The organism is Polaribacter aquimarinus, assembly GCF_003129485.1.
GTDB classification, from domain to species: domain Bacteria; phylum Bacteroidota; class Bacteroidia; order Flavobacteriales; family Flavobacteriaceae; genus Polaribacter; species Polaribacter aquimarinus.
The window spans coordinates 33,725-55,793 of sequence record NZ_QFFG01000005.1; the positions used below are offsets into that span (position 1 = coordinate 33,725).

Below are 22,069 nucleotides of genomic sequence, written 5' to 3' on the forward strand. Positions count from 1 at the left end.
TGTTGTTGATTATTTAATTGGTAGGTTTAGTGCGTTTTCTAAAGCAGCTTTTTTTGCAATAACATCTAACATAGATTGAATATAACTTTGCTGCTGTGTGTATAATTGGTTTTGAGCTTGTAATAAATCGAAGCTTGATGAAATTCCTTCAAAAAACTTTATTCGTTGCTTTTTTTCGATACGCTCAGCAAGTTTTACATTTTTCTTTGCTGTGTTATAATTTTCAATACTTAATTGATAATCGCTTTTAGCCTTTTTTACTTGAAGATTTAGTCTTTGTTTGGTTTCTTCTAAGCGTAAATCTGCTGTTTCAAGAGCAATTTTTGCTTGTGTTGTTTTTGCAGTTCTTCCTAAGCTACTAAAAATAGGAACATTTAGACTTACACCAAAAAGAGAAGACTGAAACCAACGTTGTTCGTTTTCAAAAAAAGTAAATGAATTAGAGAAAGCCTGCGTTCCATAGTTGATAAAAGCGGTTAAACTTGGTAACGCTTTACTTTGCTCCAAACGCATCATTAACCTTTTAGACTCTCTATCGTTTTCAGCGATTTTGTAATCAATATGATTGTCTACATTAAAAGCAGTTGAAATTAAATTCAAATTAATATTTCCAATAGCTAACGAATCTAACGAATCTGTTAAAATTAATTTAGTATTGATAGGGTTTCCTAAAGCGAGATTTAACATTTGATATGCAATATCTTTCATTCGCTTTACGCTATTTAATTGACTTTTTAAATTTCCTAATGTAATTTCTAACTGTTCTACATCTTCTTCTTCATTCAATCCATTCTCATAAATTTTCTTAGCATCATTATAATTTTTTTGAAGTATTTTAACGTTCCCTTCAAGTATTGCTATACTGTTTTCTGATACGAGAACATTACCATATGCATTAATAACAGCCTCTCGAGTTAATAGTTCTGTTTTTTCTTGAGCTTGCTTAGAAATCTTCAGATATGTTCTAGAGGCTTGTAAACCTACTAGGTAAGAACCATCAAATAATAATTGACTTAAAGTAATAGAAGCATTTAGGTTTTGTTTTGTTCCAAAAACAAACTCTTCATCAATACCATCTCCATTAATGTCTGCAACACTTATTGGTTGTTTTAAGAAGTTTTGGTAATCTACTTTAGCATTTATTTGAGGTAAGCCAATAGTGGTAGTTTCCCAAACTTTCTCTTTTGCAGAAGAAATATCTTTTCTAGCTGCTTTGGTATTGTAACTGTTCTCAAGGGCATAATTTATAGCTTCTTTTAGCGAGAGTTTAATTGTTTTTTCTTGTGCAGTAATTTTAGCAGATATTAAGAAAAAACAAAAAAAGTATAAATATTTATTCATTTATATTTGGTTGTTTTTTAATTGTTTTTCTAATTCTAATAATCCTCTTTTAGTAGCAATTGCTCTAGTATGGTAAGCCAAAACATCTTGTTCTAATTTTGGAATTTTGTAGTTTTCTATAGTGTTTTCATGAATGCTAAATACTAGTGAAAAATAAAATTTTGTCACTAACTCAATATTAATGTCATTTCTATAATATCCTTCAACTATCCCTTTTTCAACATTTTTTTTTAAGCATTCTGAAAACATCACCATTTCTTTTTGCATTGTTTTTTCATGAATCTTTGGGTAATATTTTTTTAACTGATAAATTGGTGATGATGATGCATTTTGAAACATTTCTCTAAACATTTTTTTAATTTCAAAATTTTCTTTAATAGCGTTAAAACCTTGTTCAGTAATTGTTTCTATAGCTAAAAAACAAGAGTTATGGATTGTTGATGTAGTTTCCTCTACTAAACTCTGTTTGTTATTAAAATACTTGTACAATGTTTTTTTTGAAATACCTAATTCTTTTGCAATATCATCCATTGTTACACTCTTAAAACCTAAGTTTAAGAATAACTCGCTTGCCTTTTTTATTATTTTTTCTTTCATAATTATAATGCAAATGTACAAACGGAAACTCAAGAAACAATAAAAGTTTCCATAGTTTTATCGATTTTTTAACATTTCTTTGAAAAAGAGAAAAAGTATTGCATTATTTTTACAAAAAAATACAGATTTGGACATTTTAAATTATCAAAAGGACTTTATAGACTATTTAGAATCAAAGAAATGGGTGCGCGAACCTAAAAACTTGTACCAACCTATTGATTATATTATTAAATTAGGAGGTAAGCGAATGCGACCTATTTTAACTTTAATGGCATCAGATATTTTTTCTGATGATTATAGCAAAGCGATGCCAGCAGCACTTGCTATTGAAGTTTTTCATAATTTCACTTTAATCCATGATGATATTATGGATGATGCTCCTTTAAGGAGAGGGAAAGAAACTGTGCATGAAAAATGGGACATAAATACCGGTATTCTCTCTGGCGACGCTATGTTGATTTTAGCATACCAATATTTTGAGAACTATGAGCCAAAGGTTTTTCAAAAATTAGCACAATTATTTAGTAAGACAGCTTTAGAAGTATGTGATGGTCAACAGCTAGATGTCGATTTTGAAACTAGAAAAGATGTTACTATTGATGAATATATTAATATGATTCGCTTAAAAACATCAGTTTTAGTAGCAGCAGCATTAAAGATGGGAGCAATAGTAGCAAAAACATCTGATGAAAATGCAAATTTAATTTATGATTTTGGCTTAAATTTAGGTTTGGCATTTCAATTACAAGATGACTATTTAGATACTTTTGGAAACCCAGAAACCTTTGGAAAACAAGTAGGAGGAGATATTATTGAAAATAAAAAAACATTTTTATATATAAAGGCTTTAGAGGTTGCTAATAAAGATGATAAAGAAAAGTTGCAATTTTTTTACAATCAAAAATTAGAAGATAACTCTGTTAAAGTTTCTGAAGTAACTCGAATTTTTGAGTTAAACGATATTCCTCTTTTAATAAAAGAACAAATTAAAATTTATACTGAAAAAGCTTTTGATACACTTTCAACCATGAATCTATCAAAAGAAAACAAAGCAGGTTTAAAAAACTTTGGACTTTGGTTAATGAATAGATCGGTGTAATTATTGTTATAATTTATTTGCAAATAATTTAAAATAAATAGTACATTTGCAGCCACAATATTAATTATAATTTTTTATAGAATTATTAATTAATAAAGGTCCTATAGCTCAGTTGGTTAGAGCACCTGACTCATAATCAGGTGGTCCATGGTTCGAGTCCATGTGGGACCACTAAAACCTTGATAATTTAAAATTATCAAGGTTTTTTTAATTATTTAAAAACTGCATTTGGATAAATCTGTTCTAAATTGAGAACATTTTTTATTAAAAAAGGATTAATTTTTTAACGTAAAGGCTTTTTACTCTATATTTGTAAACTGAAGCGAATTTTGTACTGCTTTACCAAAATAGATATTTATTTTTAATATAATAACCTTATATTTGCAAAAATAAATAAAAAAGATTTCAAAATTTTAATCTGGGGGGATATAAAATGAAGAAAAGAAATTATTTAGCATTTTTTATAATGCTTATATTTACTAGTGTTATGAGTAGTCAAGTGGTACCACCACCTGTACCACCACCACCACCACCTGGTCTTCCTATTGACGGGGGAATAGCTTTGTTGTTATTTTCAGGAATTCTTTACGGTTACAGAAAATTAAAGAGTAGCTAATCTGCTAACATATTTACCAATTACATCGAATTCTAAATTAACATTATCTCCCACTTTGATGTTTTTGAATGTTGTATTTTCTAAAGTATAAGGTATTATAGCTACACTAAATTCGTTAATTTTCGAGTTTACTACAGTTAAGCTTACTCCGTTAACCGTAATTGATCCTTTTTCTATCGTGATATTCTTGTGCGAAAAATCGTATTTAAAAGTAAAAAAAGTACTTCCATTTTGTGGGGAAATTTCTGTACAAACTGCAGTTTGATCTACATGTCCTTGGACAATATGGCCGTCCAAACGATCTCCTAATTTCATTCCTCTTTCTAAATTTATAGAATTTGAAATAGAAAGATTTCCAATATTAGTCTTGTCAATTGTCTCTTTTATTGCCGTAACAGTGTATTTGTCATTTTTAATATTAACAACTGTTAAACAGACGCCATTGTGCGCAATACTTTGATCTATTTTTAACTCGTTTGTAAAATTACTTTTAACAGTTAAATGTATATTACTATCTTCTTTTATAATATTTGTTATTGTCCCAATCGTTTCTATAATTCCAGTAAACATATGTGTAAATTTTAATTACTTTTGTGCTATTCAAAAATAAGAATAATACAAGAGTTACTATGGATAAATCTGATAAAATTATAGTTGGTATTTCAATTGGAGATTTAAATGGAATTGGAGTAGAGGTAATTCTTAAAACCTTCCAAGATAAGAGAATGTTGGATTTTTGTACTCCTGTTATATTTGGAAGTACTAAAGTAGTTTCATATCATAAAAAAGCCTTAAAATTAGAGGTTCCTGTACATGGGATTACTTCTCTTAATCAAATAAATCGTAATAAAATAAATATTATGAATATTTGGAAAGAAGAAGTTGAAATAGACTTAGGGAAAGCCACTAAAGTATCTGGATTATATGCAGCTAAATCTTTAACTTCTTCAGTTAAGAGTCTAAAAGAGGGTAAAGTAGATGTTTTATTAACGGGGCCAATTAATAAAGAAACAATCCAATCAGAGGATTTTAATTTTCCAGGACATACCGAGTACTTAGAAGCAAATTTAGAAGGAAAAAGCTTAATGATTTTAATGACTAATAAATTAAGAATTGGTTTAATAACAGGTCATATTCCTATTTCTAAAGTTGCAGAATCTATAACTCCAGAGTTAATCAAGGAAAAAGTATTTACAATGCATAATTCATTGTGTCAAGATTTTGGAATTAATAAACCAAAAATTGCTGTTTTAGCTTTGAATCCTCACTGTGGAGATAAGGGGGTAATTGGTAAAGAGGACGATGAAATAATAAAACCAACAATAGAAGAAATTGCAGCATCAGGTAAGTTAGTGTATGGACCTTACGCGGCTGATGGTTTTTTTGGTTCAGAAACATACAAACAGTTTGATGGTGTTTTAGCAACTTATCACGATCAAGGTTTAGCACCTTTTAAGGCTTTGTCTTTTGGAAACGGTGTAAATTATACCGCAGGACTTAAAGAGGTTAGAACTTCTCCAGATCATGGAACTGGTTTTGATATTGCTGGTAAAAACTTAGCAAACCCATCATCTTTTAAAGAAGCATTATTTACTGCTATTCAAGTTTTTAATGTTAGAAAAGAATATATAGAACTCACAAAAAATCGGCTTTTAGTGAAGTAAAATTCTTTTTAAAGAAAAGATTGTAAAATAATATTTTTTTATATCTTTGCACGCTCAATTGATGTTTGGTAATGAAAGACTTAAAGCAATTCAACATACAGTTTGTAGGATTAAAAGAAGGAAGTCATTTATTTGAATATGAAATTGACAATGCGTTCTTTGAAACTTACAATTTTGATGAGTATAATAGTTCATCAATTAAAGTATCATTAGATTTTATAAAAAAGAGTACATTATTCGAGTTAACTTTTACAGCTAAAGGTTTTGTAGAAGTGCCATGTGATGTTACTAGTGAATTTTATAATCAAGAAATAGATTCAAATTTACCTTTAGTTGTAAAATTTGGACCAGAATTTAATGATGATAATGAGGAAATTTTAATTTTACCTCATGAAGCTTATGAATTTAATGTGGCTCAGTTTATTTATGAAATGATAGTTTTATCAGTACCAAATAAAAGAGTTCATCCAGGTGTATTAGATGGGACAATGGAGTCGAAAGCATTAAATAAGTTAAAAGAATTAGAAATAAAAGAAAAAAAAGCTGTTGAAGAAACAGACCCTAGATGGGATAAATTAAAGAATTTAATAACAGAAAAAAAGACATAAAATGGCACATCCTAAAAGAAAGATATCTAAAACAAGAAGAGATAAAAGGAGAACACATTATAAAGCATCAGCTCAACAAATTGCTACAGATCCAACTACAGGAGAAGCGCATTTATACCACAGAGCTCACTGGCATGAAGGTAAATTATACTACAGAGGTCAGGTAGTATTAGAATCAGCAGCAGCAGAAGCATAAACAATTAAAAAGATTGTAAAAAACCCTCATTTTTGAGGGTTTTTTTGCGTTTTTTAGGCAAAACTTACACGAATAGGTTAATTTTGCCGTAAAAGGTGAAATAATTTTCATTACTTTTGACTATTCTAAATTTTTAGATATTAAACCACTATTATGACTAAAATCACTGCAGCAATTACAGCAGTAGGGAAATATGTTCCTGAGTATGTATTAACCAACAAAGAGTTGGAAACCTTTGTAGATACAAATGATGAGTGGATTACCACAAGAACAGGGATCAAAGAAAGAAGAATTTTAAAAGGAGAAGGTTTAGGTACTTCTTATATGGCTATTAAAGCAGCTGAAGAATTGCTTCAGAAATCTTCAACACAAGCATCAGAAATAGATTTGGTAATAGTTGCTACTGCAACGCCTGATTTACCAGTTGCTTCTACAGCAGCTTATGTAGCATCGGAAATAGGAGCTACAAATGCTTTTGGTTATGATTTACAAGCTGCATGTTCAAGCTTTTTGTATGGAATGTCTACGGCAGCAAGCTATATTGAGTCAGGTAGATATAAGAAAGTGTTGTTAATTGGTGCCGATAAAATGTCATCAATTATCGATTATAAAGATAGAGCAACTTGTATTATTTTTGGAGATGGAGCAGGAGCTGCATTATTTGAACCTAATACAGAAGGTTTAGGTTTGCAAGATGAATTTTTAAGAAGTGATGGAATTGGTAGAGATTTTTTAAGAATAGAAGCTGGAGGTTCTTTAATGCCACCAACCATTAAAACTGTTGAGCAGAAAAAGCATTATGTTTACCAAGAAGGTAGAACAGTATTTAAATATGCGGTTTCTAATATGGCGGATGTTGCAGAAAAAATGTTAACTAGAAATAATCTTACAGAAGCAGACATACAATGGTTAGTAGCCCATCAGGCAAATAAAAGAATAATTGAAGCTACCGCAAATAGAGTAGGAGTTTCTGGTGAAAAAGTAATGATGAATATCCATAAATATGGAAATACAACTTCAGCAACTTTACCACTTTTATTGGCAGATTACGAAAATCAATTAAAAAAAGGAGATAATTTAATTTTTGCTGCATTTGGCGGTGGTTTTACTTGGGGAGCTGCTTTCGTTAAATGGGCATATAATTCATAAATTCAACAACTAAATAATAAGAAACATGGATATTAAAGAAATTCAAAATCTTATAAAATTTGTAGCAAAATCTGGCGCAAGCGAGGTTAAGTTAGAAATGGAAGATGTAAAAATTACAATTAGAACGGGTTCTGGAAAAACAGAAACAACTATTGTTCAAGCTGCACCAATAGCTAATATGCCACAAGCAGCACCTGTAGCACCTACACAAGTAGCAACTCCGGTTGAGCCAGCTGCTCCAAAAGTAGAGAATGATGATTCTAAGTATATTACTGTAAAGTCTCCAATCATTGGTACTTTTTATAGAAAACCATCTCCAGATAAACCAAATTTTGTAGAAGTAGGTTCAGATATTAGTGTTGGTGATACAGTATGTGTTATCGAAGCAATGAAATTATTTAATGAGATAGAATCTGAAGTTTCTGGTAAAATTGTTAAAGTTTTAGTAGATGATTCTTCTCCAGTAGAGTTTGATCAACCTTTATTTTTAGTTGATCCTTCATAATAAAGAGTTTATATTTTTAGAGTTCAGATTTTAGATTTTCTAGCTCAAAACTCAAAACTCATCATTTAATACTCTTAAATTATGTTCAAAAAAATATTAATTGCCAATAGAGGTGAAATAGCACTTCGTGTTATTAGAACCTGTAGAGAAATGGGCATAAAAACTGTAGCTGTTTATTCTAAAGCAGATGAAGAAAGTTTGCATGTTAGATTTGCAGACGAAGCGGTTTGTATTGGCCCCGCTCCAAGTTCTGAATCGTATTTGAAAATGCCTAATATTATTGCCGCTGCAGAAATTACTAATGCAGATGCAATTCATCCTGGTTACGGATTTTTATCTGAAAATGCTAAATTTTCTAATTTGTGTGAAGAGCATAATATTAAATTTATTGGTGCATCCGGAAAAATGATAGACCAAATGGGAGACAAAGCCAATGCAAAATCTACTATGATTGCAGCTGGAGTGCCATGTGTACCAGGGTCTGAAGGTGTTATTGCCGATTTTGAAGAATGTGAAAAATTAGCAATAGAAACAGGTTATCCTGTGATGTTAAAAGCTTCTGCTGGTGGTGGTGGTAAAGGAATGCGTGCTGTATGGAAGCCAGAAGATTTAAAAGATGCATGGGAATCTGCAAGACAAGAGAGTAAAGCTGCTTTTGGTAATAATGATATGTATATGGAAAAGCTGATTGAAGAGCCTAGACATATTGAGATTCAAATTGTAGGGGATTCATTCGGAAAAGCTTGCCATTTATCAGAAAGAGATTGTTCTGTTCAGAGACGTCATCAAAAATTAACAGAAGAAACACCTTCTCCTTTTATGACGGATAATCTAAGAGATAAAATGGGAGAAGCTGCTGTAAAAGCTGCTGAATATATTAAATATGAAGGTGCTGGAACAGTAGAGTTTTTAGTTGATAAACATAGAAACTTCTACTTTATGGAAATGAATACTCGTATTCAAGTAGAGCACCCAATTACAGAAGAAGTTGTAAACTATGATTTGATTAGAGAGCAAATTCTAGTTGCTGCTGGAGTTCCAATTTCAGGAAAGAATTATTACCCGCAAATGCACTCTATAGAATGTAGAATTAATGCAGAAGATCCTTATAATAATTTTAGACCAGCACCTGGAAAAATAACTACTTTTCATGCCCCAGGAGGTCATGGAGTTAGAATAGATACGCATGTTTATGCAGGATATATGATACCTCCAAATTATGATTCTATGATTGCTAAATTGATTACTACTGCTCAAACTAGAGAAGAAGCAATTAATAAAATGAAACGAGCTTTAGATGAATTTGTAATTGAAGGAATAAAAACAACTATACCTTTTCATAGACAATTAATGGATCACCCAGATTATGTTTCTGGAAATTATACGACTAAGTTTATGGAAGATTTCGAAATGCAATCTTAAGTAAAGATTTAGTTTTAAAATTATATTAAAAATAGAGAATACGTTAAGTGTTCTCTATTTTTTTTATCTTTAAGGTTAAAGATAGAAAGATGAAAATAGACGGAATCGACAAGAAAATAATCAGAAGTTTAGTAAAAGATGCTAGAATTCCTATTTTAACAATTGCTAGAGAAGTGGGTATATCTGGGGCTGCAATTCATCAGAGGTTAAGAAAATTAGAGAAAGCAAAGTTGATTCATGGGTATCATATGAAAATTAATCATTCATCAATTGGTTATGATACAACTTCTTTTGTAGGGATTCATTTAGAGCCAGTAGCAGTTTTATCATCAATAATTAAAAGGCTAAAAGAAATTCCAGAAGTACTTGAAAGTCATTATACCACTGGTGATTATTCAATTTTTATAAAAATAATGTGTAAGAATAATCAAGATTTAATACGCATTTTAGAAACTAAAATTCAACAGATAAAAGGAGTATCTAAAATTGAAACTTTTATTTCTTTAGAGCAACAAATTGATAGACAAATACATATATAAAATAAAGTTAACCATAATTATTTTACCGTTTAACGAGTTTTTTAAACAGATAAACTAAGTTTTATCTCTACTTCTTTTTTTTAGTTCATTTTTACATTGTAAAAGAAATAATTGTTGTAATAAATGAAATCCCTCTCTATTTTACTAATTGATGATGATGCTATAGAAAGAATGAAGTTTAAACAGGTTTGTGAAAAGAATAATTTTTCTTGTTCTATTTTGGAAGCCGAAAATGGTAATGAAGCCTTAGAGTTTTTAAATAACACTGAAAATTCTTTTGATATAGTAATATCAGATTTGCAAATGCCAAAAATGGATGGTTTAGAGCTTCTTAAAAGTGTTAGAAATATCAATAGGATAAAAAATATTCCAATGATTATTATGTCTAACTCTCAAGACAAAAATCATTTAAAAAAATGTTACGAATATGGAATTTCTGGTTACTTTACAAAACCAGCTAGTTTTTCTAAATATTCGAAGAAAGTTGTATCATTGCTTAAATATTGGAAAAGAAATGAACTTATTTCATAATTTATATTCGATTTACTAAGATGGAATCTCCTAATTTAAATTACATAAAAGAACTCTCAGGAGGTGATTTAGCTTTTGAAGAAAGTATTTTATTGGTTTTAAAAAAAGAGTTTCCAGAAGAGTTCACCCTCTTTAAAAATAACTTTCAAGCCAAAAACTACCAAGAAGCGGCTAATAATGTTCATAAAATAAAACATAAAATTAGCATTCTTGGAATGACTAAAAGCTTAAAAGTAGCTTCTGCATTTGAAAAAGAGTTAAGAAATGGAAAAACCAAACTAAATTCTAACTTTTTAAATATTCTTGATAAAATTCATGTATATTTAGGGAGTTAAATTTACCTCTAAATTACTATGGATTGTATAATAATAGATGATGATGCTACTGCTAGACTAATTATAAGGCAGTTATGTAATAACTCTAATCAGGTTACTGTTATAGAGGAATTTGAATCTGCAATTAATGCAATTAAATATTTAAATTCTAATGATATCGATGTTATATTTTTAGATATTCATATGCCAAGTTTTTCTGGTTTCGATTTTATTCAGACCCTAAAATCTCCACCTAAAATAGTACTTACTACATCTGACAAAAACTTTGCCTTAGAAGCTTTTGAGTATGAATGTGTAGTTGATTATTTAGTGAAACCTATTACTAAGGAAAGGTTTGAAAAATCACTACACAAACTATCAAATTTTGAGACAGTTAAAGTTTCTGCTAAAGAAACTACTTCTAAAGATGAGAATAGTTTTATCTATGTGAGTGTAGATAGAAGGCTAGTTAAAATTAATATACCTGATATTTATTATATAGAAGCTAAAGGAGATTATATTAGCATTAAAACTGCACAGAAAAATTACATTGTTCACTCGACACTAAAAAAAATTGAAGATAAATTACCTTCTTCTTTATTTATTAGAATTCACCGTTCTTTTGTGATTAATATTTCAGAAATCGTAGATATAGAAGATAACAGTGTTGTAATTCAGAAAAGTGTTATCCCTATTAGCAGATCTAATAAGGGAGAATTAATGAAAAGATTAAATCTTTTATAAAACCTTCACCGACAGAAAAATCCCATTCACCTTTATTAAAATCCCATTCGTCGAAACTTATTAAAATTACTTCTATTAGCGTAGTATCTTTGATATATAATTAATGGTAATAGTTAATTAAAGTTTAGGTTAATTATATTACAATCATAAGTTGGGGGATTTATAGATTGAATAGAAAGAGTTGGTAGAAACTACCAACTCTTTTTTTATATAAAATGAAGTTTACTGTATGATTTGTTTAAAATAGAAGCGTCTTCTACTTTTAGCCATTTGTCTAAAATAGTTGCATAAATAGATCTAAAATCTACAGTATGTATTAAATCTCCATTTTTATCTAAATTAGAAAGGTTAGGAGCATCGTTATAAAATCCTTTTTTATTTAAGTTTTTTCCAACTATAAAAACATTATTAGCAGCTCCATGATCAGTACCTCCAGCAGCATTTTGTTTTACTCTTCTCCCAAATTCAGAAAAAGTAAGAATTAAGGTATCTTTAAAAGTATCATTTTTCTGTAAGTCTTTAACAAAGATCTCTAAAGATTCGGAATATGTTTTTAAAAGGGCTTTTTGCCTATTTATTTGTCCAGCATGAGTATCAAAACCACCCATAGAAACATAGTAAACTTTTGTGTCTAGATGAGAGTTTATAAATTCTGCTATAGTTTTTAACTGCTTTCCAAAAGGGTTATTCGGATAGTTAGATTTGCTTTGATATGTTTTAGAAGTATCGTAAATATATTTGGCTGATGAATTTGCCTCTATCATTGTTTTGTATAAATACCCTAGGTTATGCTCGCTTAGATGTTCATTTGTTTGTTTCTGTAAAATTTTTTTAAAATAAGGGGTTCTTACATTATTGTATAAAATTTTAGCATTTTTAGTTGCAATGCCGTTAATTGATTTTCCTTTCATTATTAAGGATAAGCTATCATCAATTTCAATTCCTGAATAAGAATTTTTTCCGTAAGCTTCTATAAATCTACCTAACCAACCAGAACTTAAATATTCTTCAGAATTACTTGCGGTATGCCAAATATCTGTAGATCTAAAATGTGATCTATTAGGGTTTGGGTATCCTACATTATTAATAATAGATAAATACCCTTGGTCATATAAATTTTTAAGTGGAGCTAAATTTTTATGAAAACCTAATTCACTTGTTGCTTTTATAAGGTTGTTTTGCTTGATAGATATTTGAGGCCTATTTTTATAATATAAGTCATTTGTGTAAGGTATAATAGAATTTAATCCATCATTTCCACCTGATAATTGTATGATAACTAATTTTTTATGACCTAAACTATTTTTAGTTACATTTTCAAAAGCTTTCACAAAATTAGGTACAAAAAATAAACTACTAGCTAGTGTACTATGTTTTAAAAAATCTCTTCTTTTCATTTTAAAAGATGTTTAGCATAATTGATATTCTGGAATTGACATTAACTGAATACAATAATTTTTTTTCGATTTGATATTCAAGTTATTTAAAAACTGATTTGTATCCTCATCAATTTTAGAAATAATTAATTGTTCTTTTAACTCTGTATAAGTTAGGTTACTATATTCACTTAAAAAAAAATTCCAGTTTTTCGAAATTTTAAGATACCTAGTTCTTTTTTTTACTTGCTTGTAGTACATATTAAAATCATCTTCAAACTCACCTTTTTCCTCTAAATTAATAATTGCATTATTTAGAATTAACGAGGGTAATTTCATTCTAAACATTAGTGTGTTAGAGTCTATCCAAAATCTACCGCCTTTCCAGCCAGAAACATTATTTGGGTAGAGTAATACCTGTCCCATCATTTTCTGTAAATAGTTTAATTGTTTTTTCTTTTGAAAAGTTACAGGCACAATAGTGTTAATACCTACAATCAACTCTATTGGTGATTTAATTTTTACACCAATATTTTTATCATCATAAAACCACTTTGATAAAAAAATGTGCTTCATTACTTTTTCTATATCATAATCTTTATAAAAGATTGTTGTGATTTCTTCTAATCTTTTTTTATCAATTCTAGGATTTATAAAATAGGTGTATATTTTTTCACATATATATTTAGCACATTGCTTTTGATTCAGAATAATATCTATTATTTCGTCACCATCAAAATTACCCGTTTTCCCAAAAAAAGTTTTTTTACCATAATCATGATGTTTTTTTCTAAGATAAAATTTTCCTTTCTTATTAAACGACCAACCTGTAAAAGCTCTAGCTGACTCTTTTATATCTTTTTCTGTATAATTTCCAACTCCTAAGGTAAATAACTCCATTAATTCTCTCGCAAAATTTTCATTAGGACTCTTTTTTTTATTCTGTCTATTGTTCAGGTATTTGCTCATAGAAGGCTCTTTGGCAATAGCTTTTACAAATTCTCTAAAATTTCCTAAGGCATGTTTTCTTAATGTATTGTTATATTGTTGGATAAAAAAAATATTATTGTCTCTACACACAAAAACATTTGCCCAAAAAAGAGTCATTTTCTCTCTAAAGGTATTGTTGTGCTCACATAATCTTTCTATCCAGGCTTGGTTTAAATCTCTAACCTTTCTCTGACTTTTTCTCTTAAGTTCTCTATATTGTTTTTCTCCTAATTCTTTTTTTATACTTTTTGTAGGTTGATCTAAAAATATTAAAAATTCAGATAAATCTAACTCTAAAGGGTTATAATGGCTTGCTTGTTTAAATAATTGAAGTATTAGCTTGGACTTTGAAAAAGATTTTATCTCTTGAAATTCTTTATTGCTTAATCCAAAACCAGAGCGCCAATATAGATGTTGTAAGTGTATTTTTTTCATAAGATTATTTTTCCAAACTCTAAAGTTTATTATTTGACAATTTTTTAAAGAAAAGGTTTAAAAAAATATAAAATTAAGATTTAATTTATATGTAAATTTAGTGTTCTGTAAATTAAAAGTTTAGGATAGATTTTTATAAGAAGATGTTGTTTAAAATCTAGAGAACATTCATAAAAAAAACCGTAACAAATAAATGTTACGGTTTTTGTACTGAAGATGGGACTTGAACCCATACGGGCATTACTGCCCACTGGATTTTAAGTCCAGCGTGTCTACCAATTCCACCACTTCAGCATTGGTATTATAAAAATAGAGCGAAAGACGGGATTTGAACCCGCGACCCTCACCTTGGCAAGGTGATGCTCTACCCCTGAGCTACTTTCGCAGTCATTATTTGTATGAACTTTTATGCTTTTAGATATATTAAAAACAATATCTAATTATTAGAGCGGTGCAAATATATAAAGATTTGTTTATTCAACAAATACTTTTGCTCTTTTTTAAAGAAAAAAATAAAGACCATTTTGTTATGTCTATTGATTTATTATTACAGTAATTATTTATGAAAATCAGTAAGTTATGTGGTTAATAATTTAAATAGTATTTCAATATTTATATTTCAAATGTTTTTTTATGTTAAAAATCTTTTCTATTTTTGGTAAACCAAACTGGTAAACCAATTTTTTAAATCAATGAAAAATTTCCTTTTTTTTAGATTATTTATATCATTAATTTTCTTGTTATCTATGAATAGTATTTTATCTCAAGAAAAGATCGCAAGCAACATTACAGAGTATAATTCATATATTAAAAAAGCTAATCCAGGAGATGTTATTGTATTAAAAAATGGTATTTGGAAAGATGTTAAATTGAACGCCTATGGTAAAGGTGAAGAAGGGAATCCTATAATTGTAAAAGCAGAAACAGCTGGTAAAGTTATAGTTTCAGGAAATTCAACATTAAACATTTACGGAGAACATATTATAGTAAGTGGCTTGTGGTTTAAAGATGGAGAATCGTCTTATAAATCGGTTGTTCAGTTTAGAAAAGATTCTAAAACTTTTGCTAATCATTGTCGTTTTACCAATTCTACAATCTCTTATTACAATGTAAAGAATGGCATAAAAGATCATTGGGTTGATATTTGGGGTAAAAATAATAGAGTAGATCATAATAATTTTACAGGAAAAACTAGTGAAGGAACAACTCTTGTGGTTTGGTTAAAAGGGGATAAGCATATAAATAATAACCATAGCATTGATAATAATATCTTTGGACAAAGACCAGATTTAGGTAAAAATGGAGGGGAGACTATTAGAATAGGAACAAGTACAAATTCTAAAAAAACTTCTAAAACGCTTGTAGAAAGAAATGTTTTTGCAGGATGTAATGGAGAAATAGAAATAATTTCAAATAAATCTGGAGATAATATTTTCAGAGACAATTTATTTGTTGGTAGTAAAGGTGCATTAACCTTAAGGCATGGAGATAATGCTCTAGTAGAAAGAAATGTTTTTTTAGGAAATGGAGTTTCTAAAACAGGTGGGATTAGAGTAATTAATTCTGGTCATATTATCAGAAATAATTTAATGATAGGTTTACAGGGAGACGGTTACAGGGGGGCTATTGTGTTAATGAATGGAGTTCCAAATTCTCCTTTAAATAGATATGAGCAAGTTAGAAATGTAGATATTCAAAACAATACCATTATTAATTCTGGACCAATCTCTTTTGGAGAAGGAAAAGATACTGAAAAAAGTTTGGCGCCAAAAAATGTTAATTTTTCAAACAATTTAGTTTATCATAATTCATCTACAAAAAATCTTATTTTTGTTGATGAAGCCTCTGATATTAAATTTAATAGTAATTATATTGATGCAAATGCATCAACTGAAAAAGGATTTAAGAGCACAATAATTAATTGGAAAGAGATAAAATCTTTTCCTATTCCAACAGCTCAAAATCCAGATTTATTATTTGTTTCTAAGAATGTAAATAGTCCTAAAACAGATATAAATAAAGTTGTCAGACAAATTTTTAATGCTGGGGCGTTTAACTTAGATGCTAATAAGTTGCCAAAAGCGTTAACCTTAAGAGCAGGACCAGGTTGGAAACCAAAAATAATTGCTCCAATTATTAAACCATCCGATGTTACAGTAGAACCCGGGTTAGAGACTTTGAGAAAAGCTATTGATAAAGCTGCATCGGGATCTATACTTCGATTAAAAACTGGAGAATATATTTTAGAAAAAAGTATAAAAATTTCAAAAAACATCACCATAATTGGAGATAAGGGTGGAGCATCTATTTTAACGGTTAAGAAAGATCTTAAAAAATATTTTACGTATATATTTAGATTAAATGAAGGATCTAAACTTAATTTAAAACACCTTATCATCGATGGTGAAAATTCAAAACCTAAATATGCAATTGTATCACCTGATAAAAATAAAATTGGGGTCTATGATTTATTTGTTGATAATGTAATATTTAAAAATTTTAATAATACCGATGGAGGTTCAATTTTTAAAGCATATAATGGTACAAAAGCAGATACTTTAAGTTTCAAAAACTCAAGGTTTATGAATAGTTATAGAGGTCTAAATTTGTCATATGATAAAGATGTAATGGGTTTTTTCAATGCAAATGTAATTGTTTTAGAAAACTCTGTATTTAAAGATATAAAGGAGGCAGCAGTTAATTATATTCGTAAAACTCCAGCTGTAGATTTACCTGGAGGAAAATTAGTTGTTAAAAATTGTATATTCAGTAATGTTTACAATACTGAAAAAGGAAAGGTTTTAAGAACAACAGGAATTCATGCTGTTGAAATAACAAATTCTGTCTTTAGTAATAGTTATGATATAAAAAATTTTGTAGACCTAAAAGGTAGGTTTAATTTTATATCGAATTGTTTGGTTTACGCTAGTGGATTTATAAAAGTATCTCAAGGAGCTAAACAAGATAATATACTTTTTAAAAACCCGAAATGGCAAGACGACGACCTATTTATACCAAGTAAAAAGTCACCACTGTTAAAAGAAAAAAATGGTGTTGGAAATATTGGTTTAAAACAGTGATGTTTTTTAATTAGAAATCCATAAAACAGGATTTTTAACAATGGTGTTTCTAATAATTTCTGGAGTATTATTGTAAGATAACGTTTTCCATAAATCCAAATATCTTTGATCATTTGATTCTAGTCCAATAAATAATAGAGAAGCTTGTTTTATTGGCCAATTATTCCAGTACATTACATCTTTTTGAAATTTCCAATCCTTTTTATTTTTGATGTAGGGATATAAAAATTCCATTCCTAATTGTATACTTTTGCCATCTTTAGTCTTGTAGTTATAAAGATTATCATCATCTTTTGATAGAATTTGACACAAGCTAACCATAGCGTCTAGATTAAACAAAGAGTATCCATAAGGTTTCGTTCTTGCTGTTTCTTTTGGGAAACTCCCATCTGTTGCCATTTGATCAGGTAATAGAGTATTTTTGTAAAAGTCTTGACATTTTTTTAATTGAATTTTATTATCAACCAAATAAGCAAATGCCGCTACTTGCAATGCCCAACAGGTGCTATGGTTATTACCATTATTTTTTTCTTTTTTTCCAAAAGGATGTGTGATTAACCAATTTAAATAATCTGAAAACCATTTTTTTATGATGAATAACTCACTTTTATTTATAGTTGTAGAATTTTCGATAGCTTTTATGCCTAGGGCTACTTCAATTAAATGGAGTGTATCTATAATTCCAATTCCACGTCCTGTAACTTTACCTTTAATTGCCTGAGCATACAATAAGCTAGGATTCATTTTAGTACTATCATTTACAAACCAAGCATTTAAATGAGGTAAAAGTGCAGTAATATATTTTTCATCTTTAGTAATCTTGTACGCAGACGCCAAGTTCCCAGATATTTCACATAAGCGAATCATAGCTTTTCTATGGGCAATAAAATTACCAGGGTTAGATAATCCATCTTTTCTAATATAAGCTCCCTCTTTATCATTAGGATTTGGCCACCAATAATCACCTTCTGAATAAAAGTCATGTTTACTACCAGCACTTCTTTCTGCAATGTAAGAAGTAACAGTAATTGGGTTTTTATTTAATGATGAGGTCGCTTTTGTTAAAATAGTATCTTTTTCTAAATCGATTAAATTAAAAGTATTAGTTTTTTTACAACAAAATCCTATCAAAATAAAACTGAATAGAAATATTTTTTTGTTCATTATGAAATTTTTTAATAATCCTATTTTTTTTAAATTAGATATGTGTTATTATTCTATTGTTAAGTATGTACCCTTAAAATTTTGGTTTAATACCATCATAACTATTGGTTTTTCTTTATTATTTCTTTCTACCTCAATAGATGCTTTACCATTGGCCATTTGAATAGATTCGCTTCCTGTTGGTGTTCCTAAGCTTTTCATAGTTTTTCCACCAGACATACATTGAAAATAAACTCTATTTTCATAATCTAAACATCTTAATCCTTTAGCGTCTTGAGCAATTGCAGTAACTAAATAATTACTGTTTTCTAGTTTAGTATAAGATAATTTAAGGCTTTTTGCTTTACTGTTTTTAGTAAATCTATAGTTAACTTTTAGTTGGTCTTTAACTATTTTTCCATCAACTGTTTTCCCTTTAGAAACTAATATATTTTCCCCTTCTTTAAATTTAATAGACCAATTTAAACCTGAAGCAGGAAATGCTTTGGTGTTTCTGGTTTTTGTGCCTAGACTTTTTCCGTTTACAGATAATTCTACTTCAGGGCAATTACTATAAACGCTAATATTTCTTGCTAACCCTTTTGGGCCTTGTCTTTCGGTCCAAGTATGTGATTCGATGTAAGTAAAAGGTTTTTTACTCCAATAGCTTTTAAATACATAAAATGCATCTTTTTTGTTCCCTGATCTGTCAACCAAACCTTTTTGATTCATATATGGGATTGCGTTTTCAGGTCTTAAGGGTGTTCCAAAATCTTTAAAAGCCCATTGTATGTTACCTACAAAGTTTGGATCGTTTTCAGATATTCTTAAGTGCCAATCAAATAAATCTACAATGTAGTTTTCACTCCAGTCTCCAATTTGAGCAATATTAGCAACACCTGTTTGTACAATTGCTTCTTCCCAACCGTCAGATTGAATTTTACCTTCGCCCGTAATCGGATTTTCTGTGTGACGTCCTAAATGGCTCGAGCCTCCATACTCCGCATGTAAAAAAGATTTGTATTCTTTTTTATATTTATTTACTGCTTTTTGATAACTTTTGTAACTACCAGAATACCAACCAGACCAAATTGATGGCGAAAAAACATCTACGATATCTGCACCTTCATAATACTTTCTGATGGCAGTTTTTCTTGTTGGATCTAATTGGTGTGCTAAATCGTTAATTTCTGATAAAAATCCTGTCATTTTTTCTTCGCTTCCACCATCTTCAAAATCTGGTAACCAGTACATTTCATTTCCTAAAGACCAAATAACAATACTAGGATGATTGTAGTTTTGTTCAATAATTTCTGATAGCATATTTTTGGTGTTCTTTTTCCAATTATCATTACCTACGCCACCTCTACACCAAGGCAATTCATCCCAAACTAATAATCCTAACTCGTCACATGCTTTGTAAATTTCAGGATCTTGTGGGTAGTGCGCTAGACGCACAAAATTAGCTCCCATTTCTTTAATCAATTCCATGTCTGCTCTATGCTGTTTATTGCTCATTGCCGCACCAACACCAGCATGTTCTTCATGCCTGTGAGTTCCTCTAAGCAATACTCTTTTTCCATTTAAAAAGAAAGCTCCATAATCTTTAAACTCAAACCATCTAAAACCTACTCTATCAGAAATTTCATCGATTTTAATATCTTCGTTTACTAAAGAAACTTTTATAGTGTATAAATTTGGATTTTCAGTATCCCACAATTTTGGGTTTGCAATTTTATCAAAAGTGATTTTTGCTGATTTATTTACAATATTAAAATCATTTTCTATTACTGTTTTCCCATCAGCATCTATTAGCGAAACGTTTACTTTTGATTCAGAATTTGCATTTATTACAGAAACAGACCCTTCTAATGTTGCATTTTTTTTTGAAACGTTAGGAGTTGTGTATTTTAAGTTTGCTAAATAAGTTTTAGGTTTTGTTTGTAAGAAAACATCTCGTGTAATACCTCCAAAAATAAAGAAATCACTTTTTTGTGAAGGAATAACTTCTGGATTATAACTATTATCTGCTCTTACTATAATTTCGTTTTTTCCATCTTTTATTGCATTAGAAATATCAATGGTAAAACCAATATAACCACCAATATGGCCACCTACTTTGATTCCATTAACATAAACTTCTGATGTAATGTTTACACCTTCAAAATATATCTCATAAATTAGGTTTGGATTAAAAGAAACATCTATCTTTTTTTTATACCAACTTCCACTTCTTCTGTATCCAGGTTGTGTATCTGTAGCATCTAAGCTATTCCAAGAATGGGGTAAGTTAACCTCTTGCCAATCTTTTTGAGTTAGAGCATCAGAAATTTTTTGAGTATCATTTTCTAAATACTTCCAATTTTTATTGATGTTTATTTTTGTTCTTGTTCCAGTTGTTTTATTATTTGAATCGCATGAAGTGATTATAACAAGTAAAAAACCTACAAAAATTGTGTTTATAATTGATAGATTTAAAGTTGGTTTTTTCATATTTAAAGTGATTTTAGGCGTAATAGTGTTTCTAAAAAGTAATAATCTCCATAAACAATAGGTTCATCTATTTCATCATTTTTAGGCCAATTTCCTGTGCTATGATTTAGAATAAAAGGAGCATTTAAGCTTTCTGGTAAGATATAATTTTCACTTTTTAAAGTGTTGATAACCTTTTTGCTGTACTCTAAATATTTTGTATTATTTGTGTGTTTGTAAAGTTCTACTAAAGCAGAAGATATTACTGTTCCGGCAGAAACATCTCTTGGCTCATTAGGTATATTGGGAGCATTAAAATCCCAAAAAGGAATTCCATCTTCAGGTAAATTTTTATGACTCAAATAAAAGTTTGCTGTTGCTTCTGCTTGGTTTAAATACTTTTTGTCTTTGGTGTATCTATATGCCATCGTATAACCGTAAATAGCCCAACCTTGACCTCTTGCCCAAACAGAATTATCGTTATACCCTTGGTGCGTAACTTTCATTCTAACTTTACCAGTTTTTGGACTGTAATCTAAAACATGAAAAGTGCTATTATCTTTTCTAAAATGATTTTTTAGTGTTGTATTAGCATGAGTTACCGCAATTTTATGATACACACTGTCGCCAGAAATTTTTGTAGCTTCGAATAACATTTCTAGGTTCATCATATTGTCTATTATAACAGGGAATTTCCATATCTCTTTATTAAAATCCCAAGAACGAATACTTTTTATTGTATCATTATATCTTGTAATTAAGGTTTGAGAACTCTTAATAATAATGTCTTTATAATTTTGATTTTCTATATGTTTTAATCCTTGTCCAAAACTGCAAAAGACTTTAAAACCCATATCATGTGTTCTATTATTGTACTTTTCTTTTTCTATAAAAGAAGTCCATTTTTTTGCCAAATCTTTGTATTTAGTATTATTTGTGATTTCAAAGAGTTGCCATAAATTACCAGCATAAAAACCGCTAGTCCAATCCTTAGACGGAACTTTGTTTACCTGTTTTTTTTCAAAAGAGTAACTTCTAGGAAAACTTAAAGAATCTGCTTGATATTCTAATAAATTAGAAAATCTTTTTTCTAAAGCTTTATCAGGGTTAAATTGTTCCTTTTTTTCTGATTTACATCCTAAGAAAAAAAGGGAAAAAAGTAAGAATGATTTAAAAATATTACGCATAAATTTTAAGTTCTTTAGTTATAGAAATAACTTTTATTTAAAATTTTAATTATTTAAATAA

General features: G+C 29.1%; 21 protein-coding genes and 3 tRNA genes. 14 read left to right on the forward strand and 10 right to left on the reverse strand.

Going from position 1 to position 22,069, the window contains the following annotated elements; all coding sequences use genetic code 11:
- Positions 1 to 9: 9 nt before the first annotated feature.
- Entirely contained in the window at positions 10 to 1,341 is a 1,332-nt protein-coding gene (locus DIS07_RS11305) for a TolC family protein (RefSeq protein ID WP_109405372.1), read from the reverse strand.
- Positions 1,342 to 1,938, reverse strand: a complete 597-nt coding sequence (locus tag DIS07_RS11310) for a TetR/AcrR family transcriptional regulator (RefSeq protein WP_109405373.1) — start codon at positions 1,936 to 1,938, stop codon at positions 1,342 to 1,344. It abuts the gene before it with no gap.
- A 127-nt stretch (positions 1,939 to 2,065) separates the two neighbouring features.
- Between DIS07_RS11310 and DIS07_RS11315 the strand changes: the two genes are divergently transcribed.
- The 3 genes from DIS07_RS11315 (at position 2,066) to DIS07_RS15215 (ending at position 3,653) form a co-directional block, all read left to right on the forward strand.
- Positions 2,066 to 3,037 (forward strand): polyprenyl synthetase family protein, encoded by a 972-nt coding sequence (locus DIS07_RS11315; protein WP_109405577.1) that lies wholly within the window; start codon positions 2,066 to 2,068, stop codon positions 3,035 to 3,037.
- A gap of 97 nt (positions 3,038 to 3,134) precedes the next feature.
- Positions 3,135 to 3,208 (forward strand) — tRNA-Ile (locus DIS07_RS11320).
- 316 nt (positions 3,209 to 3,524) lie between these two features.
- A complete protein-coding gene (locus DIS07_RS15215) occupies positions 3,525 to 3,653 on the forward strand; it encodes a PID-CTERM protein-sorting domain-containing protein (RefSeq protein WP_262503139.1) in 129 nt (42 codons plus the stop codon).
- Here DIS07_RS15215 and DIS07_RS11330 read toward each other — a convergent pair.
- Entirely contained in the window at positions 3,639 to 4,223 is a 585-nt protein-coding gene (locus DIS07_RS11330) for a riboflavin synthase (RefSeq protein ID WP_109405375.1), read from the reverse strand. The genes DIS07_RS15215 and DIS07_RS11330 overlap by 15 nt on opposite strands.
- Positions 4,224 to 4,282: 59 nt before the next feature.
- Here DIS07_RS11330 and pdxA point away from each other — a divergent pair, with 59 nt between their 5' ends.
- The 10 genes from pdxA to DIS07_RS11380 all read left to right on the forward strand — a co-directional run bounded on the left by pdxA (position 4,283) and on the right by DIS07_RS11380 (position 11,325).
- A complete protein-coding gene (pdxA, locus tag DIS07_RS11335; protein WP_109405376.1) occupies positions 4,283 to 5,317 on the forward strand; it encodes a 4-hydroxythreonine-4-phosphate dehydrogenase PdxA in 1,035 nt (344 codons plus the stop codon).
- A 71-nt stretch (positions 5,318 to 5,388) separates the two neighbouring features.
- Entirely contained in the window at positions 5,389 to 5,925 is a 537-nt protein-coding gene (locus DIS07_RS11340; protein ID WP_109405377.1) for a YceD family protein, read from the forward strand.
- Between the two features lies 1 nt (position 5,926).
- Positions 5,927 to 6,121: a 50S ribosomal protein L32 gene (gene rpmF / locus DIS07_RS11345; protein ID WP_068361688.1), complete on the forward strand. Its 195-nt coding sequence runs from the start codon at positions 5,927 to 5,929 to the stop codon at positions 6,119 to 6,121.
- A gap of 153 nt (positions 6,122 to 6,274) precedes the next feature.
- Positions 6,275 to 7,270 (forward strand): beta-ketoacyl-ACP synthase III, encoded by a 996-nt coding sequence (locus DIS07_RS11350; RefSeq protein ID WP_109405378.1) that lies wholly within the window; start codon positions 6,275 to 6,277, stop codon positions 7,268 to 7,270.
- Between the two features lie 25 nt (positions 7,271 to 7,295).
- Positions 7,296 to 7,775 (forward strand): acetyl-CoA carboxylase biotin carboxyl carrier protein, encoded by a 480-nt coding sequence (gene accB / locus DIS07_RS11355; RefSeq protein ID WP_109405379.1) that lies wholly within the window; start codon positions 7,296 to 7,298, stop codon positions 7,773 to 7,775.
- A gap of 81 nt (positions 7,776 to 7,856) precedes the next feature.
- Positions 7,857 to 9,197, forward strand: a complete 1,341-nt coding sequence (accC, locus tag DIS07_RS11360) for an acetyl-CoA carboxylase biotin carboxylase subunit (RefSeq protein WP_109405380.1) — start codon at positions 7,857 to 7,859, stop codon at positions 9,195 to 9,197.
- 89 nt (positions 9,198 to 9,286) lie between these two features.
- A complete protein-coding gene (locus tag DIS07_RS11365) occupies positions 9,287 to 9,736 on the forward strand; it encodes an Lrp/AsnC family transcriptional regulator (protein ID WP_109405381.1) in 450 nt (149 codons plus the stop codon).
- A gap of 123 nt (positions 9,737 to 9,859) precedes the next feature.
- Positions 9,860 to 10,267, forward strand: coding sequence for a response regulator (locus DIS07_RS11370; protein ID WP_109405382.1), 408 nt, complete (start codon positions 9,860 to 9,862; stop codon positions 10,265 to 10,267).
- Positions 10,268 to 10,287: 20 nt separating this feature from the next.
- Entirely contained in the window at positions 10,288 to 10,602 is a 315-nt protein-coding gene (locus tag DIS07_RS11375) for an Hpt domain-containing protein (protein ID WP_109405383.1), read from the forward strand.
- Positions 10,603 to 10,620: 18 nt separating this feature from the next.
- The gene (locus DIS07_RS11380) at positions 10,621 to 11,325 is read left to right on the forward strand and encodes a LytR/AlgR family response regulator transcription factor (protein WP_109405384.1); all 705 of its coding nucleotides are present in this window, start codon (positions 10,621 to 10,623) and stop codon (positions 11,323 to 11,325) included.
- Positions 11,326 to 11,531: 206 nt separating this feature from the next.
- Here DIS07_RS11380 and DIS07_RS11385 read toward each other — a convergent pair whose 3' ends face one another.
- The 4 genes from DIS07_RS11385 to DIS07_RS11400 all read right to left on the reverse strand — a co-directional run bounded on the left by DIS07_RS11385 (position 11,532) and on the right by DIS07_RS11400 (position 14,511).
- A complete protein-coding gene (locus DIS07_RS11385; protein ID WP_109405385.1) occupies positions 11,532 to 12,722 on the reverse strand; it encodes a DUF1501 domain-containing protein in 1,191 nt (396 codons plus the stop codon).
- A 12-nt stretch (positions 12,723 to 12,734) separates the two neighbouring features.
- Positions 12,735 to 14,126 carry a DUF1800 domain-containing protein gene (locus DIS07_RS11390; RefSeq protein WP_109405386.1) on the reverse strand — a complete coding sequence of 464 codons (1,392 nt, stop codon included), beginning with the start codon at positions 14,124 to 14,126 and terminating at the stop codon, positions 12,735 to 12,737.
- A 208-nt stretch (positions 14,127 to 14,334) separates the two neighbouring features.
- Positions 14,335 to 14,420: transfer RNA gene (locus tag DIS07_RS11395), tRNA-Leu, on the reverse strand.
- A 19-nt stretch (positions 14,421 to 14,439) separates the two neighbouring features.
- Positions 14,440 to 14,511: transfer RNA gene (locus tag DIS07_RS11400), tRNA-Gly, on the reverse strand.
- Positions 14,512 to 14,818: 307 nt separating this feature from the next.
- Between DIS07_RS11400 and DIS07_RS11405 the strand changes: the two genes are divergently transcribed.
- Entirely contained in the window at positions 14,819 to 17,206 is a 2,388-nt protein-coding gene (locus DIS07_RS11405) for a polysaccharide lyase 6 family protein (RefSeq protein ID WP_109405387.1), read from the forward strand.
- Between the two features lie 6 nt (positions 17,207 to 17,212).
- On the opposite strand, the gene DIS07_RS11410 is transcribed toward DIS07_RS11405, so the two are convergent.
- Genes DIS07_RS11410 through DIS07_RS11420 form a run of 3 tightly spaced genes read right to left on the reverse strand, consistent with a single transcriptional unit; the run spans position 17,213 to position 22,008 of the window.
- Positions 17,213 to 18,370, reverse strand: coding sequence for an alginate lyase family protein (locus tag DIS07_RS11410; protein WP_109405388.1), 1,158 nt, complete (start codon positions 18,368 to 18,370; stop codon positions 17,213 to 17,215).
- 48 nt (positions 18,371 to 18,418) lie between these two features.
- Entirely contained in the window at positions 18,419 to 20,842 is a 2,424-nt protein-coding gene (locus DIS07_RS11415) for a glycoside hydrolase family 2 protein (RefSeq protein ID WP_109405389.1), read from the reverse strand.
- Between the two features lie 2 nt (positions 20,843 to 20,844).
- Entirely contained in the window at positions 20,845 to 22,008 is a 1,164-nt protein-coding gene (locus tag DIS07_RS11420) for a glycoside hydrolase family 88 protein (protein ID WP_109405390.1), read from the reverse strand.
- Positions 22,009 to 22,069: the final 61 nt, after the last annotated feature.

Bases quoted from the DNA above. Each gene is read 5' to 3' on its own strand.
- DIS07_RS11305 (WP_109405372.1), bottom strand. From the start codon at position 1,341: ATGAATAAATATTTATACTTTTTTTGTTTTTTCTTAATATCTGCTAAA.
- DIS07_RS11310 (WP_109405373.1), bottom strand. From the start codon at position 1,938: ATGAAAGAAAAAATAATAAAAAAGGCAAGCGAGTTATTCTTAAACTTA.
- DIS07_RS15215 (WP_262503139.1), top strand. From the start codon at position 3,525: ATGAGTAGTCAAGTGGTACCACCACCTGTACCACCACCACCACCACCT.
- DIS07_RS11330 (WP_109405375.1), bottom strand. From the start codon at position 4,223: ATGTTTACTGGAATTATAGAAACGATTGGGACAATAACAAATATTATA.
- pdxA (WP_109405376.1), top strand. From the start codon at position 4,283: ATGGATAAATCTGATAAAATTATAGTTGGTATTTCAATTGGAGATTTA.
- DIS07_RS11340 (WP_109405377.1), top strand. From the start codon at position 5,389: ATGAAAGACTTAAAGCAATTCAACATACAGTTTGTAGGATTAAAAGAA.
- rpmF (WP_068361688.1), top strand. From the start codon at position 5,927: ATGGCACATCCTAAAAGAAAGATATCTAAAACAAGAAGAGATAAAAGG.
- DIS07_RS11350 (WP_109405378.1), top strand. From the start codon at position 6,275: ATGACTAAAATCACTGCAGCAATTACAGCAGTAGGGAAATATGTTCCT.
- accB (WP_109405379.1), top strand. From the start codon at position 7,296: ATGGATATTAAAGAAATTCAAAATCTTATAAAATTTGTAGCAAAATCT.
- accC (WP_109405380.1), top strand. From the start codon at position 7,857: ATGTTCAAAAAAATATTAATTGCCAATAGAGGTGAAATAGCACTTCGT.
- DIS07_RS11365 (WP_109405381.1), top strand. From the start codon at position 9,287: ATGAAAATAGACGGAATCGACAAGAAAATAATCAGAAGTTTAGTAAAA.
- DIS07_RS11370 (WP_109405382.1), top strand. From the start codon at position 9,860: ATGAAATCCCTCTCTATTTTACTAATTGATGATGATGCTATAGAAAGA.
- DIS07_RS11375 (WP_109405383.1), top strand. From the start codon at position 10,288: ATGGAATCTCCTAATTTAAATTACATAAAAGAACTCTCAGGAGGTGAT.
- DIS07_RS11380 (WP_109405384.1), top strand. From the start codon at position 10,621: ATGGATTGTATAATAATAGATGATGATGCTACTGCTAGACTAATTATA.
- DIS07_RS11385 (WP_109405385.1), bottom strand. From the start codon at position 12,722: ATGAAAAGAAGAGATTTTTTAAAACATAGTACACTAGCTAGTAGTTTA.
- DIS07_RS11390 (WP_109405386.1), bottom strand. From the start codon at position 14,126: ATGAAAAAAATACACTTACAACATCTATATTGGCGCTCTGGTTTTGGA.
- DIS07_RS11405 (WP_109405387.1), top strand. From the start codon at position 14,819: ATGAAAAATTTCCTTTTTTTTAGATTATTTATATCATTAATTTTCTTG.
- DIS07_RS11410 (WP_109405388.1), bottom strand. From the start codon at position 18,370: ATGAACAAAAAAATATTTCTATTCAGTTTTATTTTGATAGGATTTTGT.
- DIS07_RS11415 (WP_109405389.1), bottom strand. From the start codon at position 20,842: ATGAAAAAACCAACTTTAAATCTATCAATTATAAACACAATTTTTGTA.
- DIS07_RS11420 (WP_109405390.1), bottom strand. From the start codon at position 22,008: ATGCGTAATATTTTTAAATCATTCTTACTTTTTTCCCTTTTTTTCTTA.